We start from the raw sequence: 18,550 nt of genomic DNA on the forward strand, positions 1-18,550 counted from the left end.
TAAATCGCAAATTATTTGTTTCTAAAAAAAAGAATGTTTAAACGATTAAATATTGCGAAAATAAGAAATGTAATTTACACTAAGAAGTAGAGGAGAACGTTTTATTTTTTTATTCTAAAAATGAATGAGTATTCATTCAAACATTCAAGGAGGGTTTATTAGTGGCTTATCAAATTAGAAAAGCGGCTGTACTCGGTTCAGGTGTTATGGGTTCTGGGATTGCAGCACATCTCGCAAATATAGGGATTCCGGTTGTATTACTTGATATCGTCCCGCGCGAATTGTTGAAAGAAGAACAAACAAAAGGATTAACGCTTGAAGATAAATCAGTACGCAATCGAATGGCAACAGGTTCTATTCAAAAATTACTTAAACAAAAACCAGCTCCATTAACAGCTAAAAAGAATTTACAATTGATCACACCAGGAAATCTAGAAGATGATTTAGAATCATTAAAAGACGTCGATTGGATTATCGAAGTCATTGTTGAAAATCTTGATGTGAAAAAATCCTTATACGAAAAAATTGACAAGGTTCGAAAAGAAGGCACAATTGTTTCGTCTAACACTTCGGGTATTAGCATTAATGCAATGGTCGAAGGACGTTCAGAAGACTTCGGAAAACATTTCTTAGGAACGCATTTTTTTAATCCACCGCGTTACTTAAAACTGCTTGAAATTATTCCGGCTAAAACAACTGCTTCAGAAGTATTGGAATTCATGACGGCTTTTGGGGAAGACCAATTAGGTAAAGGTGTTGTTATTGCCAAAGATACACCAAACTTTATTGCAAACCGAATCGGTACGTATGGATTGCTTGTTACGTTACGTGAAATGATGGCGGGAGGCTATTCTATCGGTGAAGTAGACTCTGTCACGGGACCGTTAATCGGTCGACCAAAATCAGCTACATTTAGGACCTTAGATGTTGTAGGACTAGATACATTTATGCACGTTTCGAAAAATGTTTACGATCAAACAACTGGAGAAGAACAGAATGTTTTTGACGCACCTGAATTTATGAAAAAAATGGTGGAAAACGGTTGGCTAGGAGCAAAAACTAGTCAAGGCTTTTTCTTGAAAAAAGACAAAGAGATTTTAGAACTAAATCCCGAAACGTTGGAATACCGTCTAGCTGGAAAACTAAAAACACCTTCACAAGAAACCGCCAAGCAACAAAAAGGCCTCGCTGCAAAAATGAAAACACTCGTTTATGCAGATGATCGCACAGGTCAATTATTATGGAAAATTCTTTCACCAACATTGCTTTATTCTGCAGAGTTGACCGGTGAAATTGCAGACGACATTGTAGCGATTGACAATGCAATGAAATGGGGCTTTGGTTGGGAACAAGGACCATTTGAAACGTGGGACGCAATTGGCGTTCAACAATCAGTTGAAAAAATGAGACAAGAAGGTCATCCGATTCCAGCATTTGTACAAGCGTTGCTAGATAGTGGAAACGATACCTTCTATAAAGAAGAAAATGGCGATCTTTATTTCTTTGATGGCACAGAGTACCAACCGGTTCCGGTTAATGAAAAAGTCATTGACTTGAAACGCTATAAGAAAAAACACGGAGTTATTAAATCAAATTCAGGCGCGAGCTTAATCGATTTAGGAGATGGCATTGCGCTACTTGAATTCCATTCACGCTCAAACGCAATTGGCTTAGACATTATGCAAATGATCAATTACGCGGTGGACGAAGTCGATAAAAATTTCAAAGGACTTGTTATCGGCAACCAAGGTAAAAACTTTTGCGTGGGTGCAAATCTAGGTATGATCTTGATGGAAGCGCAAGACGACAATATTTTTGAACTTGATTTCACAGTAAAAACATTCCAAGACGCTATGATGAAAATCAAATACAGCAATAAACCTGTTGTCGCAGCACCATTCGGCATGTCACTAGGTGGCGGTGCCGAAGTTACTTTACCTGCTGCTCATATTCAAGCATCAATGGAAACGTATATGGGACTTGTCGAAGTCGGTGTTGGGTTAATTCCTGGCGGTGGTGGAAACAAAGAACTTTACATGAAACAGTTGAAAGGATTGCCAAATGGCGTAACGATCGATTACCAAAATATCGCGACAAAAGTATTTGAATCCATTGCGATGGCAAAAGTGTCAACGTCCGCAGCAGAAGCGCGCGAAAACAACTTCTTAAATTTTGTAGATGGCATTAGTGTCAACAGTGATCATTTAATTTATGATGCTAAACAAGTTGCTTTGTCACTGTTTGAAAATAGCTATCAAGCACCCATTCGCGAAAAAATTCCTGTAGTAGGTGAGCCAGGCTATGCAACGCTTTTGTTAGGTGCAGAAGGCATGTTCAATTCGGGCTTTATCAGCGAACATGATTTAAAAATCGCAAAAAAATTAGCATTTGTTCTAGCAGGTGGCAAAGTTCCATATGGCACAAAAGTGGATGAGCAGTATTTGCTTGATCTTGAGCGTCAAGCTTTTTTAAGCCTAGTCGCAGAGCCAAAAACTCAGCAACGTATGCAACACATGCTGGTTAAAGGAAAACCATTACGAAATTAATCGTTGATCATAAAAGGAGGAACTGTACATGCGTGAAGCAGTAATTGTGGCCAGTGCTCGCACACCGGTCGGAAAAGCGGGAAAAGGTTCTTTAGTAACTGTGCGTCCAGACGATTTTGGCGCCTTGGTTGTCAAAGAAACATTACAACGGGCAGATGGCTATGATGGTCCGATAGACGATTTGATTATGGGCTGTGCAATGCCAGAAGCGGAACAAGGCATGAACATTGCACGCAACATTGGAGCACTTGCAGGACTGCCAGATACGGTATCTGCTGTAACGGTAAATCGATTTTGTTCATCAGGTCTTCAATCGATCGCTTATGCAGCAGAACGCATCATGGTCGGATCAGCTGAAGCGATTATCGCTGGCGGTGTCGAATCTATGAGCATGGTACCGATGATGGGGAACGTCATTCGACCTAACGCAAAACTGGCGGAAACAGCTCCTCAGTATTACATGAGCATGGGACATACAGCTGAGCAAGTTGCGACGAAATACGGTGTGAGCCGTGAAGACCAAGATGCATTTGCTGTTCGTTCACATGAAAAAGCTGCTGCTGCCATTGCAGCTGGACACTTTGATGAGGAAATTGTACCGGTCGAAGTAACAAAGCGTTATGTCGATGAAAACAATAAATACCAAGAGAACACCTCAATGTTTGAAATGGACGAAGGCGTTCGTCACGGGACCAATACTGTAGGACTCAGCAAATTACGTGCAGCGTTTTCAGCACGGGGCTCTGTGACAGCTGGAAACTCATCGCAAACTTCAGATGGTGCAGGTGCATTACTTGTTATGGATCGTGAAAAAGCGGAAGCACTTGGTCTCAAGCCCATCGCCAAATTCCGCTCATTTGCAACAGGAGGCGTGCCACCAGAAATTATGGGGATTGGCCCAGTGGTGGCAATTCCAAAAGCATTAAAACTAGCTGGACTGACTATTGATGACATTGATGTATGGGAACTAAACGAAGCCTTCGCTTCGCAATCACTTGGAGTTATCCGTGAACTGGGTCTTGATATCGACAAGGTCAACTTTAACGGGGGTGCCATCGCACTCGGTCACCCACTTGGTGCAACAGGCTCCATTTTAACCATTCGCATGATGAGTGAGTTAAAACGACAAGGCAAACAATTTGGTGTTGTAACCATGTGTATCGGCGGAGGAATGGGCGCAGCAGGCGTCTTTGAAATGCTATAGAGATTAGTAAAGTAAGAAATCGCTTCAGGCGGACGCTTTCCGCGGGCGAAGCGCTGAGCCTCCTCGTCGCAAGCTCCTGCGGGGTCTCATCACTCCGCTTTCCCGCTGGAGTCGCCGCCTTACGCTCTTTCTTCATGGTTATCTATTTGAAAATAAGATGAATGATATAAGCCATTCACTAAGATGTGAAGCAAATCAACGGAGACTCCCGCAGGAAAGCGTAGTTAGTTTGCGTAACATCTGAGTAAAAAACAACTCAACCTATAATACATTCTATATAAGCAAGTAAAAACTAGGAGGAATTTAACATGGAACAAGAAAAAACATTGATCAAAGGCGGAAGCTTTTTAATCGAAGATGCAGATTTATCACGTGTTTTCACGCCTGAAGATTTTACAGAAGAACAAAAGATGATCGCTAAATCTACAGAAGACTACGTGAACAATGAAGTCATGCCGGTAGTGGAGAAATTAGAAAATCACGAATTTGAGCATTCAGTACGGTTACTGAAAAAAGCTGGTGAATTAGGATTGCTGGGCGCAGATGTTCCAGAACAATACGGTGGTCTTGGGTTAGACAAAGTCGCCTCGGCATTAATAGCTGAAAAAATGTCTAAAGCAGGCGGTTTCTCCATCACTCATGGAGCTCACGTAGGAATCGGTTCATTGCCAATCGTTCTTTTTGGTAACGATGAACAAAAACAAAGCTATTTGCCACGTTTGGCAACAGGTGAAATGATCGCAGCTTACGCGTTAACTGAGCCGAGTTCAGGATCTGACGCATTGGGTGCAAAAACTGTAGCACTACTAAATGAAGCAGGTACGCATTATGTCTTAAATGGTGAAAAACAATGGATTACTAACGCTGGATTTGCAGATGTTTTCATTGTATATGCAAAAATTGATGGCGATAAATTCTCTGCCTTTATCGTTGAACGTGAATTCCCAGGTGTTTCAGTTGGGCCAGAAGAAAAGAAAATGGGCATTAAATCGTCTTCTACGCGAACATTAATTTTGCAAGACGCAGAAGTTCCTGTTGAGAATTTGTTGGGTGAAGCAGGACGCGGACATATTATTGCGTTTAACATTTTGAACATTGGTCGTTACAAATTAGGAGTAGGTACAATTGGGGCTTCTAAACGTGTAATGGAATTGACGATTCCTTACACAAACCAACGTCAGCAGTTTAAAACGCCAATTTCGTCATTCAACTTAACGCGCGAAAAATTAGCGACGATGGCTTCGAAACTGTATGCAGTTGAAAGTTCTGTGTACCGGACAGTTGGGTTGTTTGAAGATCGCATGAGTGGATTTACAGATGAGCAACAAGCAGATGGCAAATTAGTTGCGGATTCTATTGCCGAATTCGCAGTAGAGTGTTCGTTGAACAAATTCTTTGGTACAGAAACATTGGATTACATTGTAGACGAAGGTGTTCAATTGCACGGAGGCTACGGCTTTATGCAAGAATATGAAATCGAACGCATTTACCGTGATTCACGTATCAACCGTATTTTCGAAGGCACGAACGAAATCAATCGCTTGCTTGTACCCGGAACATTATTACGCAAAGCCATGAAAGGTGAATTGCCTTTATTGCAGCACGCAGAGAAACTCCAAGAAGAGCTGTTGATGATGATGCCGGAAGAAGTCGGTACAGAAGCCTTAGATCAAGAAAAATACTTGGTGAAAAATGCTAAAAAAATTGCGTTATTAGCTGCTGGATTGGCTGCACAAACATACGGTACAAAACTGGAAGCTGAGCAAGAAGTTCTTGTTAACATTGCAGACATTGTTAGTAACGTCTTCGCAATGGAATCAGTCGTTCTTCGTACGGAAAAAGCGATTGCTGCTTCAGGACAAGAAAAAGCCCACCAGAAACTTCTATATACACAAATATACTGTCAAGAAGCGTTTGACCAAATTGAAAGAGATGCAAAAGAAACATTAGTCGCTGCAATCGAAGGTGATAATCAGCGCATGATGCTTTCAGCTTTACGCAAATTAACTCGTTCAACTCCTTATAACGTGATTGCGAAAAAACGCGAAGCAGCAGTTAAACTAATTGATGTTGAGAAATACATCGTCTAAAGAAATGCGTAACTCGGCAACTCCATATATAGTGGGGTTGCTTGTTTTTTCATCGACCAAAAGAGATCGTTTTGGTAAGCTAAGAAAAACAGGAGGTTTTACTTTGATTACTTATTACGCATATCCAAAATGCACCACTTGCCGTAAAGCGAAAAGCTGGCTAGAGAAAAACAGTGTAGATTTTCAAGAAATTCACATTGCTGATAATCCACCAACAAAAGAACAACTAGCAGAAATTCATAAAGCGAGCGGTTTGGAACTAAAAAAATTTTTCAATACGAGTGGCTTAGTTTATCGCTCACTTAGTTTAAAAGACAAATTGTCGACGATGAGTGAAGATCAACAACTAGAACTGCTTTCTTCTAATGGTATGCTGATTAAACGCCCGTTAGCGTGGGATGGCAAGAAGGTCTTACTTGGCTTTAAAGAAGCCGATTATCAAAACAACTGGCTATAAGCGAATGGCGTCATCTTGTATTTCATCGCTGTTTATGTCAAACTGAATGTGAGTAGACTACATAATTTGGAGGGGTCAAGATGAGTACACCAGCAGAACTTCGTTATTCTAAAGAACACGAGTGGGTTAAAGTTGAAGGCAGCAACGCACGTATCGGTATTACTCATTTCGCACAAGCAGAACTAGGAGATATTGTTTTCGTAGAACTTCCACAAGTTGGAGATGAATTGAAAAAAGATCAACCTTTCGGCAGTGTAGAGTCTGTTAAAACAGTATCCGAATTATATGCACCAATTAGTGGAAAAGTGGTGGAGGTTAACTCTGAACTTGAAGATAGTCCAGAATTTGTTAATGAGTCTCCTTACGAACAGGCTTGGATGGTTGTCATCGAAGCTCCTTCTGAAACAGACATTAACGACTTAATGACTGCAGATCAATACAAAGAAATGACAAACGAATAGTTGTCTTAAAGCGCCAGCAACAAAGGCGCTTTTTTATTTGGAAAATTAAAGTGCACATGAAAAGTCATGACAATGGACGCCAGCCAAATTCATTGGTAGTTTAAAAGTAAGATGGCAAAAAACATATATATTAACGGCTAGTTGGATGTCTGATACTAATCTTGTGGGGTGAAGTGTATGAAAGTAATTGTTGTAGAAGGGCTAAGCGATAAGACACGTATAGCGCCACTCATTGCAGAACCCGTGACGATTCTTTGCACAAATGGTACAGTAAGTGCAACCAGACTTGAAGAGCTCTTACTGCCTTATGAACATCAAGACATCATCATATTGGTTGACGCAGACGCTTCAGGAGAAAAGCTTCGTAAGTTGATCAAGCGCGAATTTCCAGAAGCTCGCCATTTTTATATTAACCGAATTTATAAAGAAGTTGCCACAACGCCACTTAAATTATTAACGGATGTATTGATCACAGCAAATATTCAAGTTAAAAAGCTATTAATCGAGGGATGAAAAAATGAACGAATGGACACATAAAGAATGGACCAAAGAAAAAAATACACAAGAAGTTACAGCTTTTTACTTGTATACGCCGATGTGTGGAACGTGTCAAGTGGCTTCTAAAATGCTAACAGTGATTACTGAATTATTGCCGACTTTGCAAATAGGAAAAGCGAATTTGAATTATGTTCAAGAAATTGCCGATCTTTATGAAGTAGAAAGTGTACCTTGTCTATTAATTACAGAAAACGGAAAAGTTAAAGAAAAAATTTATGCTTTTCATTCCGTGCCTTATTTATACGATAAACTAAAAGCTGTTGACGAATATAGTCAGTCATGGTAAATTAGTTTTCTGATAAGAAAGCATAAGCGCTGATTACAGAAAGTAACTGGTTATTAATTTCATATCGAACTCTTATTAAGAGTGGTGGAGGGAAGTGCCCTATGAAGCCCGGCAACCGTCATGAAAATGAAATGGTGCCAAATCACACAGAGCGAAAGCTTTGGAAGATGAGAGATTGGTTTCCGTATATTATTGTACGTTTGCCCTTCTGCTTATTTATGCGCAGAAGGGTTTTTTGATTTTAAAATTTAGGGGTGCTTAACGGATGATTGAATTAAAGAAAGTAACAAAAAAATTCGATATTGGAAAATCGGTGTTAATAGCCGTCGACGAAGTCGATTTATCCATTTCAACCGGTGAAATATTTGGCATTATCGGCTATAGCGGAGCGGGGAAAAGTACGTTAATTCGTTTGTTAAACGGCTTGGAACAACCGACTTCTGGAACCGTCGAAATAAACGGCCAAGTAATTACAGCAATCAAAGGTGCAGAATTGCGTAAAGCTCGTCAAAAAGTCAGTATGATTTTCCAGCATTTTAACCTGCTTTGGTCTCGTACAGTAAAAGAAAACATCGAGTTTCCACTAGAAATTGCAGGAGTGGCCAAAGCTCAACGGGGAAAACGTGTACAGGAACTAATTGAACTCGTTGGGCTTGCAGGTCGTGAAAATGCGTATCCATCAGAGCTATCAGGCGGACAAAAGCAACGTGTTGGTATTGCTCGCGCATTAGCAAACGACCCCGAAGTCTTATTATGCGATGAAGCAACTTCAGCGCTCGATCCCGAAACAACAGATGCCATTCTCGAATTACTGGTAGATATCAACAAACGATTAGGACTCACAATTGTATTGATCACGCATGAAATGCATGTTATTCGTAAAATTTGTCATCGCGTCGCAGTAATGGAAAGTGGACGAGTAGTGGAACTTGGTGACGTTTTGCAAGTGTTCCAATCACCTAAAGAAGACATTACAAAACGTTTTGTTGAACAAGTAGCAGATAGCGGAGATACGCAGGAAACCATTAAAAAGCTTCGAGAGTTGTACCCGACAGGTGAATTGGTGAAATTGGTTTTTCTAGGTGAACAAACAGAAAAACCTGTTTTGACGAAATTGATTCGAAGCCATGCAGTAGAAGTGAATATTGTTCAAGGAGATATTTCACATACACAACGTGGCGCTTATGGAACATTGATTTTGCAACTTAAAGGTTCTGAAGAAGAAAGAGCACAAGCCTTAGCATTTCTTCGTACAGAAGATATTCAAGCGGAGGTGATGCAAAATGATTGAATCCTTATTTCCAAACGTAGATTGGGATAGCATGTTAGAAGCTACGCTAGAAACACTTTATATGACAACTTTATCAACTTTGTTTACGTTTATTCTCGGCTTGGCATTAGGCATAGTTTTGTTTCTAACGGCACCAAAGCAATTATGGGCAAACAAAATTGTTAACTGGTTAACGGGGGCATTTGTTAACATCTTCCGTTCGATTCCGTTTATCATTTTAATTATTTTGTTGATTCCATTCACGCTATTCTTAATGGGATCGATTCGTGGACCAAACGCGGCTCTACCGGCATTGATTATTGGTTCAGCTCCTTTTTATGCACGTATGGTGTTGATTGCATTAAAAGAAATTGATAAAGGCGTAATCGAAGCTGCTCGTTCAATGGGAGCGACGACAAGCACAATTATTTGGAAAGTGTTATTGCCAGAGTCAAAACCTGCATTGATATCTGGAATTACGGTTACAGCTATCGCGCTGGTCGGCTATACAGCTATGGCAGGTATCATTGGTGCGGGCGGTCTTGGAACGCTCGCTTTCCTCGACGGCTTTCAGCGCAGTCGTGAGGATGTTACATTAATGGCAACAATCTTAATTTTAATTATTGTGTTTATTATTCAGTACATTGGTGATTGGGTCACGATAAAAGCAGACAAACGATAAAAACGGATTTTCCGTTCTATAAAACAACACATAAGGGAGAGATTGAGATGAAGAAATTTGTAGTAGGAACAGCGTTAACGGCACTGGTACTCGCAGGATGTGGAAACGACGGAGCAAGCGAAGAAGAGTCTAAGACATTACGCGTAGGTGCTTCTAACGTACCGCATGCTGAAATTTTAGAACAGGCGAAGCCACTTTTAGAAGAGCAAGAAATTGAACTTGAAATTGAAACGTATCAAGATTATATTTTGCCAAACAAAGATTTAGAGTCTGGTGAAATTGATGCAAACTATTTCCAAACTATTCCTTACTTAGAGACCCAAGTAGCTGATAATGGTTATGAGTTTGAAAATGCTGGAGGAATTCACATCGAACCAATCGGTGTTTATTCACAAAAATTTGCTTCTCTTGATGAACTACCACAAGATGCAACCATTTTGATGAGCAACTCGGTATCGGAGCAAGGTCGTGTTTTATCGCTGCTTGAGGTAGAAGGCTTGATCACATTGGCGGAAGGCGTAGATAAAACATCGGCTGAAGTGAGCGATATCGTTGAAAATCCGAAAAATTTACAGCTTGAGCCAGACTATGAAGCAGCTTTACTTGTTCAATTATATGAATCAGGCGAGGGAGATGCGGTCTTGATCAACTCCAACTATGCGATTGATGCTGGCATCAGCCCTCTAGAAGATTCAATTGCAATAGAGTCATCTGATTCGCCATACGTAAATATTATTACCGTGCGTGCAGGTGATGAAGATAACGAAAATGTGAAAGCTTTAGTTGAAGCATTAAAATCTCAGGAAATTCAAGACTTTATTTTAGAAGAGTGGGGCGGCTCAGTAGTACCCGTAGATTGATCGATAAAAAGCATCCTGCGGGGTGCTTTTTTTTGTCTAAATACTTCAAATTTTTCGCGTTTTCTTATAGTGCTTACAATGTTAGAAAGTCTGTGCTATTTTTGAATAATAAAAAAGATACATATGTTCATACAAGGGGGACAGGTTCATGAAGTTCAAGTTTGGTTTATTGCCTCGTATTATTGTGGCAATTATTTTAGGTGTGCTAATTGGTTTAGTAGCACCAGAGAAAATCGTGCGTGTTTTCGCTACATTCACTTCAATTTTTGGCAATTTCTTAAACTTTGTTGTGCCACTAATTATTCTTGGATTTATCGCACCAGGGATTGCAAAACTAGGAAAAGGCTCTGGTAAGCTACTAGCTATTGCAACCGGTATTGCTTACGCCTCTACGATTGTCGCTGGTGTCTTAGCATTTTTTATAGGGATAACCGTTTTGCCTAATTTTATGGAACCGGGATCTTTAAGCAGTATGACCGATCCGGAAAAAGCATTAGCATCGTCGTTTATCAAACTTGAAATGATACCTGTTTTTGGTGTAATGTCAGCTTTGATCTTGGCATTTTTATTAGGTATTGGAATGGCATCTACAGGAGCAAAAACAATGGTGTCGTTTTTTGAAGAGTTTCAAGCAATTATCGAGAAGACAATAACGTATATCATTATTCCGTTACTGCCATTCTACATTTTTGGGATTTTTGCCAATATGGCATATGGCGGAGCAGTATTTGAAATTTTATCGTTGTTTGCGATTGTTTTTGTGATGATTATCGTTCTTCATTGGGTCATGCTTTTGCTGCAATATTCAGCGGCTGGCGCATTAAAAGGGATAAACCCTTTATCGATTTTGAAAACAATGATGCCTGCATATTTTACAGCATTAGGAACACAGTCTTCCGCAGCAACCATTCCAGTCACATTACGACAAGCGCGTAAATCAGGCGCGAATGAACGCGTCGCGGATTTTACTGTTCCATTGTTTGCAACCATTCATTTATCAGGAAGTACCATCACACTGGTATCTTGTGCAATTGGTGTCGTGTTGTTAACTGGTGGCGTACCATCATTTAGTAGTTTCTTTCCTTTCATTTTAATGTTAGGTGTGACAATGATTGCAGCGCCAGGAGTTCCTGGCGGAGCAGTTATGGCAGCGATTGGTTTACTTCAAAGTATGCTCGGATTTGATGCGACAATGGTTGCATTAATGATCGCACTTTACATGGCACAAGATAGTTTCGGTACCGCAGCAAACGTTACGGGTGATGGAGCGTTAGCACATATTGTTGACCGGTTTACAAATGGCCGTAAAAGTTTGCAATAGTTAAGAAATTCAAGCAATTATGACTATTTTTAAAGCTCTATTTTATTGGTGATTTCTATGCTACTATAACGAAGATATTATACATTAGGGGGAGCCATCATGAAGAAATTATGGGCAATCGGGTTATCAGCAGCTTTTTTATTAACTGCTTGCACAGAAGAAGAAACCACTGATTCAAAAGAATCTACGACAAGCAATGCAAGTTCTGACGACAGCCAAGATGTGAAAAAAGAGTTGATGAAGTTTTACATATCAATTCCAAATACCATCAATGCTGTTGATACAGACTTAAATACGTTTGAAATGAATCAAGCTGAAGAAACGTTGCCAGAAGGTAAAGAGTTGCAAGCGATGAAAGATGCAGCACTTGCTTCTGCAAACGAAGCAACAAAAGCAGTTGATTCATTAGAGGTTCCTGAAGTATTAAAAGAGCATGAAGAAAAAATCAAATCAGCGTTTACAGCTATGCGTGAATCGTATGACATAAAAGCTGAAGAGTTAACAAAAGAAACACCCACATTTGAAGCGGCTAATGAAAAATTTAGCGAAGCTGATGCTCAGTTAAACGAACTACTCGAAGAACAAGGTTTAGCTGCTTCAAGTATTTATAACGAAGTATCTCAATAAAAAACAAACCCCCCTGACAAACACTTGTCAGGGGGTTTCAAAATTTATATGGATAAGAAAATAGTTCTATTTTTAGATTAATTAGTTTACTTGAGTGTTTATTTTGTTTTATATGGGGTATACTTTTAAGTGTAATCTTAGAAAACACAAAGATTGAAAGGAATGGTTCATTATTGAATCGAACGGAATAGACAAGACGGAGAAAATGGAACAAGCATTTAGAAGTGCCCATGGCTTCGGAATTGATGAATACCAGCATGACACAGACAAAATTGTTGAAGTAGAACAACGCCGTGAGCAAGATTATCAACTAGGCCAAAAAGTAGCCAGTCAAATCGAGCGGCAAGTTCATAGAGATTAACTTGAGTATATAGATACTAAAAGCCAACATCCGTGGATGTTGGCTTTTTTAATGATAGAAATTCTCAATTACCATTCTTTTATTGAAAATGTAAAAGCATGACAGTTATCATGTTACGCTTTTGTAAAAAAGTTAGAAATGCAGTGTTCTAAAAAGATTTTCTCTATTTTGATAAGTAGTTTAATGATTTGCTAGTAAGGTGAATATGAGTTAAGATTAGAATGATACTAATTAAGGATGGTTCGCCATTCAACATTAACTTTATGGAGGTATATACATGTCAACTTTGGTCATTAAAGATTTACACGTTAAAATCGAAGACAAAGAGATTTTAAAGGGTGTAGACTTAACAATTAATACAGGTGAAATTCACGCAATCATGGGACCTAACGGTACTGGTAAATCTACTTTAGCATCAGCTATTATGGGTCATCCTAAATATGTAGTCACACAAGGAACAATTACGCTTGACGGCGAAGATGTTTTAGAAATGGAAGTAGACGAACGCGCACGCGCAGGTCTTTTCCTTGGTATGCAATACCCAAGTGAAATTTCTGGCGTAACGAATGCCGACTTTATGCGTTCTGCAATGAACGCACGTCGCGAAGAAGGTTCTGAAATTTCATTGATGAAATTTATTCGTGAACTGGATAGCAAAATGGAAGTTCTGGATATGGAACAAGAAATGGCGCAACGTTACTTGAACGAAGGTTTCTCAGGTGGAGAAAAGAAACGTAACGAAATTTTACAACTTATGATGATCAAACCAAAAATCGCTGTTCTAGACGAAATTGACTCTGGACTTGATATTGATGCCTTGAAAGTTGTTTCAGATGGTATTAACCAAATGAGAAGCGAAAACTTCGGTTGCTTAATTATTACGCATTACCAACGCTTACTAAACTACATTACGCCTGATCACGTTCACGTTATGATGCAAGGCCGCGTTGTGAAATCAGGTGGAGAAGAACTTTCTCTTAAACTCGAGTCTGAAGGATACGACTGGATCAAAGCTGAACTTGGGATTGAAGACGAGACTGTAGGACAAGCATAATTGAAGGGAGAGACTAGCATGACGGTTGAAACAAACTTAAAAATGACCGAGCAGGACGTGCGCTCTTTTTCAGAAATGAATGGTGAACCTTCGTGGTTTACTGAGCTTCGTCTTCGTTCGTTTAATGAAGCGCAAAACTTGCCGCTTCCAAAACCAGACAAAACAAAAATTCTAAGCTGGAACTTTACAGATTTTCCAGTACACACGGTTGAAAGTGCTAAGTTCGAATCACTTGAAGATTTAACAGAAGATGTTAAAGCTATCGTGGATTTAGAGCAAAAAAACCTTTATATCCAACACAACAACACACCCGCATTTTCACGTGTTTCTGATGAACTTGCAGCACAAGGTGTTATTTTGACGGATATTTTTACCGCTCTTCGTGAACACGGCGATTTGGTTAAGAAATACTTTATGACAAATGGCGTGAAAACGGACGAGCATAAATTGACGGCGTTAAATGCTGCATTGATGAACGGCGGAGCATTCCTTTATGTTCCTAAAAACGTTGTTGTAGACGAGCCTGTACAAGTGGTCTTTTATCACGACGATGCTGATGCATCCCTGTTTAACCACGTTATCGTTGTTGCGGACACTAGCAGTAAAGTAACTTATGTGGAAAACTATTACTCAACAGTTTCACATGCAAACGGGTTAGCAAACATCGTGTCAGAAGTGTTTGCTGAAGACAACGCGCAAATTACTTACGGTGCAGTTGATACGTTGGCAGAAGGATTTGTTACGTATGTCAATCGTCGCGGGGTTGTAGCACGTGATGCACGTATTGAATGGGCTTTAGGCATGATGAATGATAGTGATACAATTTCTGAAAACACAACGCATTTAATTGGCGATAATTCTTATGGCGATACGAAAAGTGTAGTCGTTGGGCGTGGTTCACAAAAACAGAACTTTACTACTCAAGTTGTTCATTGGGGCAAAGATTCAGAAGGCTTTATTCTGAAGCATGGTGTTATGAAAGATTCGTCTTCTGCTATCTTTAACGGCATTGGTAAAATTGAACACGGCGCAACTAGATCGAACGCGGTACAAGAATCACGTGTACTGATGTTAAGTGAAAAAGCGCGTGGCGATGCAAACCCAATCCTATTAATTGATGAAGATGATGTAACGGCGGGACATGCGGCATCAGTTGGTCGCGTAGATCCACTTCAATTGTATTACTTGATGAGTCGCGGTATCACAAAACAGGAAGCTGAACGTCTTGTTATTCACGGTTTCTTGGCACCGGTAGTACGCGTATTGCCAATCGAAGGCGTTAAAAGACAATTGACGGAGGTTATCGAAAGGAAAGTCCGCTAATGATCAGTAAAGAGATAAAAAGCTATTTTCCAATACTCAATCAAGAAATAAATGGGCACCCACTAATTTATTTGGATAGTGCTGCTACTTCACAAAAGCCGGTACAAGTAATTGAGGCATTAAAAGATTATTACGAAAAAGACAATGCAAACGTACACCGAGGCGTTCACACACTCGGAAACCGCGCTACTGAAAAGTATGAAGGTGCACGTGACAAAGTCCGTAAATTTATTCATGCAAATTCAATGGAAGAAATTATTTTCTTACGGGGAACGACAACTGCCATGAACCTCGTTGCACAAAGCTACGGTAGAGCCAATGTGCAAGAAGGCGATGAAATTGTCATTACCTATATGGAGCATCATTCTAATATTATTCCATGGCAACAATTAGCTAAAGAACGTGGAGCCATTTTAAAATATGTTGAGCTTGAAAAAGACGGCACGATTTCGTTAGAACAAGTCCGCGCAGTCGTGACGGAGCGAACTAAAATCGTTTCAATGGTTTATGTCTCAAATGTTCTTGGCACGATGAACCCGGTAAAAGAAGTTGCGCAAATTGCTCATGAAAATGGTGCAATTATGGTTGTTGACGGAGCGCAAGCAGCTCCGCATCTGAAAATAGATGTTCAAGAGTTAGACTGTGATTTCTTTGCGTTTTCAGGCCATAAAATGTGTGGCCCCACTGGAATTGGCGTTCTTTACGGTAAAAAAGCATTACTAAATAACATGGAACCTGTAGAATTTGGTGGAGAAATGATCGATTTTGTTGGATTGTACGATTCGACGTGGAAAGAACTGCCTTGGAAATTTGAAGGTGGTACACCTATTATTGCAGGCGCTATAGGATTAGGTGCGGCTATCGATTTTCTTAACGAGATCGGTTTAGATGAGATTGAAAAACATGAACATCAAATGGCTGCTTACGCAATGGAAAAAATGAACTTGATTGAAGGATTAACTATTTATGGACCAACCGATCCACAAAAACGTGCGGGTATCGTCACGTTCAACTTGAACGATGTTCATCCGCATGATGTCGCAACTGTTCTTGATATGAGCGGCATCGCGGTTCGTGCAGGTCATCACTGTGCGCAGCCTTTAATGAAATGGCTGGAAGTTTCAGCTACAGCACGCGCTAGCTTCTACTTATACAACGAAGAGTCAGACGTTGATCGTTTAGTAGAAGGGCTGCGTTCGGCAAAGGAGTATTTCAACGATGTCTTCTAATAACTTAGACCAATTATATAGACGCGTAATTATGGATCATTACAAAACGCCTCGCAATAAAGGGGCACTCGAAAATAACAGTGTTACTATTGAGATGAACAATCCGACCTGCGGAGACCGCATCCAACTGACTTTACAGGTCGAAGACGGCATCGTCAAAGATGCGAAGTTTGATGGTGAAGGATGTTCGATTTCAATGGCTTCTGCTTCTATGATGACACAAGCTGTCAAAGGACAGGAAATTGATACGGCATTAAAGCTTTCCGGCATCTTTTCTGATATGATGCTTGGTAAAGAGTACGATGATTCGATTGACCTTGGTGACATTGAAGCATTACAAGGCGTCTCTCAGTTCCCGGCCCGTATCAAATGTGCGACTCTAGCGTGGAAAGCCATGGAAAAAGGCGTACAAAACGAAGAAAAATCGTAATAGAGAACGGAGGAACGACGATGGCGAAAAAAATGCCGGAAATCGGTGATTATAAATATGGGTTCCATGACAAGGATGTTTCAGTTTTTAGATCGAAAAGAGGATTAACTGAAGATATCGTAAGAGAAATTTCAAAAATTAAAGAAGAGCCAGAATGGATGTTGAAATCCCGTCTGAAAGCATTAAAATTGTTTTACTCAATGCCAATGCCACAATGGGGCGGCGACTTGGCTTCATTAAACTTTGATGAAATTACGTACTACGTAAAACCATCAGAAGCAAGCCAAACTTCATGGGATGAAGTACCTGAAGAAATCAAACGTACGTTTGACAAATTAGGAATTCCAGAAGCAGAGCAAAAATATTTGGCGGGTGTATCTGCTCAATATGAATCTGAAGTTGTTTACCACAACATGAAAGTTGAATTGGAAGACATGGGGATCGTTTTTAAAGATACCGGTTCTGCACTTCGTGAAAACGAAGACCTGTTCAAAGAATACTGGCAGTCTGTTATTCCAGCAGCAGACAACAAGTTTGCGGCGTTGAATACAGCTGTTTGGTCTGGTGGGTCGTTCATCTATGTGCCTAAAGGCATTAAAGTGGAATCACCACTTCAAGCATACTTCCGTATCAACTCGGAAAACATGGGCCAATTTGAGCGTACGTTAATTATTGTGGATGAAGGCGCAAGCGTTCATTACGTAGAAGGCTGTACAGCTCCTGTTTACACAACGAACTCACTTCACTCAGCTGTTGTTGAAATTATTGTGAAAAAAGATGCATATTGCCGCTATACAACGATTCAAAACTGGGCAAATAACGTCTTTAACCTTGTAACGAAACGTGCATTTGTGTACGAAAACGGGACAATGGAATGGATTGATGGCAACATTGGTTCGAAATTGACGATGAAATACCCAGCGGTTTACTTAAAAGGCGAAGGCGCACGTGGCATGACTTTGTCAATCGCAATTGCTGGTAAAGGACAACACCAAGATGCTGGAGCCAAAATGATTCACTTAGCTCCAAACACTTCTTCTTCTATTGTTTCGAAATCAATTTCAAAACAAGGCGGAAAAGTTTCATACCGTGGAATCGTTCATTTTGGACGTAAAGCGGACGGTGCACGTTCAAACATTGAATGTGATACATTAATTATGGACAACCAGTCTACTTCTGATACAATTCCATACAACGAAATCTTAAACGATAACGTTTCTTTGGAACACGAAGCGAAAGTTTCGAAAGTATCTGAAGAGCAGTTATTCTACTTGATGAGCCGTGGCGTTTCTGAACAAGAAGCAACAGAAATGATCGTAATGGGCTTTATCGAGCCGTTTACAAAAGAACTTCCAATGGAATATGCGGTAGAAATGAACCGTTTAATCAAGTTTGAAATGGAAGGCTCAATCGGTTAAAATGATTTACACAAAACCTTTGGTATGGCATAACTCATATCAAAGGTTTTTTTATATGCTTAATGAGTTTAACTTAATTTTAAACGTGTATAGTAATAAAGAAGTTAATTATATAAGGAGGAATGCTAAACATGAGCCAGAAATTCGATGCACTAAAAGAAAAACTAAAAAATGCAGACTTAAGTCAAGCAAAAGAAATTATGGGACAAGCAAAAGAAGCTTACGACGATGGACAAATCGATGAAGCAGAAAAAAATGAACTAATGGAATCTGCAAAATCAATGATCGGGAGTAAAGGGTTAGGCGGATTATTCTAAAATACTGATTAGACTTTTTAAGTAAATCCAAATAAGCTTTGGCATACAACACGTAT

The 18,550-nt window shown here is 39.9% G+C and carries 19 protein-coding genes and 1 riboswitch; all 19 genes read left to right on the forward strand.

Going from position 1 to position 18,550, the window contains the following annotated elements; genetic code table 11:
- Positions 1–161 precede the first annotated feature (161 nt).
- The 19 genes from I858_RS05490 to I858_RS05575 all read left to right on the forward strand — a co-directional run bounded on the left by I858_RS05490 (position 162) and on the right by I858_RS05575 (position 18,494).
- Complete coding sequence (locus tag I858_RS05490; RefSeq protein WP_049694335.1) at positions 162–2,546, forward strand: 3-hydroxyacyl-CoA dehydrogenase/enoyl-CoA hydratase family protein; 2,385 nt, start codon at positions 162–164, stop codon at positions 2,544–2,546.
- 28 nt (positions 2,547–2,574) lie between these two features.
- On the forward strand, positions 2,575–3,750 hold the full coding sequence (locus I858_RS05495) for an acetyl-CoA C-acetyltransferase (RefSeq protein WP_049694336.1): 1,176 nt from the start codon (positions 2,575–2,577) through the stop codon (positions 3,748–3,750).
- A 308-nt stretch (positions 3,751–4,058) separates the two neighbouring features.
- Positions 4,059–5,840 (forward strand): acyl-CoA dehydrogenase family protein, encoded by a 1,782-nt coding sequence (locus tag I858_RS05500; RefSeq protein ID WP_049694337.1) that lies wholly within the window; start codon positions 4,059–4,061, stop codon positions 5,838–5,840.
- 103 nt (positions 5,841–5,943) lie between these two features.
- Positions 5,944–6,297 (forward strand): arsenate reductase family protein, encoded by a 354-nt coding sequence (locus I858_RS05505; protein ID WP_049694338.1) that lies wholly within the window; start codon positions 5,944–5,946, stop codon positions 6,295–6,297.
- Positions 6,298–6,377: 80 nt separating this feature from the next.
- A complete protein-coding gene (gene gcvH / locus I858_RS05510) occupies positions 6,378–6,758 on the forward strand; it encodes a glycine cleavage system protein GcvH (protein WP_049694339.1) in 381 nt (126 codons plus the stop codon).
- A 177-nt stretch (positions 6,759–6,935) separates the two neighbouring features.
- A complete protein-coding gene (locus I858_RS05515) occupies positions 6,936–7,271 on the forward strand; it encodes a toprim domain-containing protein (RefSeq protein ID WP_049694340.1) in 336 nt (111 codons plus the stop codon).
- Between the two features lie 4 nt (positions 7,272–7,275).
- Complete coding sequence (locus I858_RS05520; RefSeq protein WP_049694341.1) at positions 7,276–7,602, forward strand: thioredoxin family protein; 327 nt, start codon at positions 7,276–7,278, stop codon at positions 7,600–7,602.
- Between the two features lie 69 nt (positions 7,603–7,671).
- A riboswitch (SAM riboswitch) is annotated at positions 7,672–7,776 on the forward strand.
- Positions 7,777–7,867: 91 nt separating this feature from the next.
- Positions 7,868–8,893 carry a methionine ABC transporter ATP-binding protein gene (locus tag I858_RS05525; protein ID WP_049694342.1) on the forward strand — a complete coding sequence of 342 codons (1,026 nt, stop codon included), beginning with the start codon at positions 7,868–7,870 and terminating at the stop codon, positions 8,891–8,893.
- Positions 8,886–9,554 carry a methionine ABC transporter permease gene (locus tag I858_RS05530; RefSeq protein WP_049694343.1) on the forward strand — a complete coding sequence of 223 codons (669 nt, stop codon included), beginning with the start codon at positions 8,886–8,888 and terminating at the stop codon, positions 9,552–9,554. Before I858_RS05525 ends, I858_RS05530 begins: the two co-directional genes overlap by 8 nt.
- A gap of 47 nt (positions 9,555–9,601) precedes the next feature.
- Positions 9,602–10,414, forward strand: a complete 813-nt coding sequence (locus tag I858_RS05535; protein WP_049694344.1) for a MetQ/NlpA family ABC transporter substrate-binding protein — start codon at positions 9,602–9,604, stop codon at positions 10,412–10,414.
- A gap of 148 nt (positions 10,415–10,562) precedes the next feature.
- Complete coding sequence (locus tag I858_RS05540; protein WP_049694345.1) at positions 10,563–11,735, forward strand: dicarboxylate/amino acid:cation symporter; 1,173 nt, start codon at positions 10,563–10,565, stop codon at positions 11,733–11,735.
- Positions 11,736–11,834: 99 nt separating this feature from the next.
- Positions 11,835–12,362 carry a hypothetical protein gene (locus tag I858_RS05545; protein WP_049694346.1) on the forward strand — a complete coding sequence of 176 codons (528 nt, stop codon included), beginning with the start codon at positions 11,835–11,837 and terminating at the stop codon, positions 12,360–12,362.
- Between the two features lie 205 nt (positions 12,363–12,567).
- A complete protein-coding gene (locus I858_RS17205) occupies positions 12,568–12,723 on the forward strand; it encodes a YuzK family famiily protein (protein ID WP_204249447.1) in 156 nt (51 codons plus the stop codon).
- Positions 12,724–12,994: 271 nt separating this feature from the next.
- Positions 12,995–13,777 (forward strand): Fe-S cluster assembly ATPase SufC, encoded by a 783-nt coding sequence (gene sufC / locus I858_RS05550; RefSeq protein WP_338046088.1) that lies wholly within the window; start codon positions 12,995–12,997, stop codon positions 13,775–13,777.
- A gap of 18 nt (positions 13,778–13,795) precedes the next feature.
- Positions 13,796–15,100 (forward strand): Fe-S cluster assembly protein SufD, encoded by a 1,305-nt coding sequence (gene sufD, locus I858_RS05555; protein ID WP_049694348.1) that lies wholly within the window; start codon positions 13,796–13,798, stop codon positions 15,098–15,100.
- Positions 15,100–16,329, forward strand: coding sequence for a cysteine desulfurase (locus I858_RS05560; protein ID WP_049694349.1), 1,230 nt, complete (start codon positions 15,100–15,102; stop codon positions 16,327–16,329). The genes sufD and I858_RS05560 overlap by 1 nt, the downstream gene beginning before the upstream one ends.
- Positions 16,319–16,759 (forward strand): Fe-S cluster assembly sulfur transfer protein SufU, encoded by a 441-nt coding sequence (gene sufU / locus I858_RS05565; protein WP_049694350.1) that lies wholly within the window; start codon positions 16,319–16,321, stop codon positions 16,757–16,759. The genes I858_RS05560 and sufU overlap by 11 nt, the downstream gene beginning before the upstream one ends.
- A 20-nt stretch (positions 16,760–16,779) precedes the next feature.
- The gene (gene sufB / locus I858_RS05570; RefSeq protein ID WP_049694351.1) at positions 16,780–18,177 is read left to right on the forward strand and encodes a Fe-S cluster assembly protein SufB; all 1,398 of its coding nucleotides are present in this window, start codon (positions 16,780–16,782) and stop codon (positions 18,175–18,177) included.
- 131 nt (positions 18,178–18,308) lie between these two features.
- Entirely contained in the window at positions 18,309–18,494 is a 186-nt protein-coding gene (locus I858_RS05575; RefSeq protein WP_049694352.1) for a hypothetical protein, read from the forward strand.
- Positions 18,495–18,550: the final 56 nt, after the last annotated feature.

This window comes from Planococcus versutus (genome assembly GCF_001186155.3).
In the GTDB taxonomy this organism is placed as follows: Bacteria; Bacillota; Bacilli; order Bacillales_A; family Planococcaceae; genus Planococcus; species Planococcus versutus.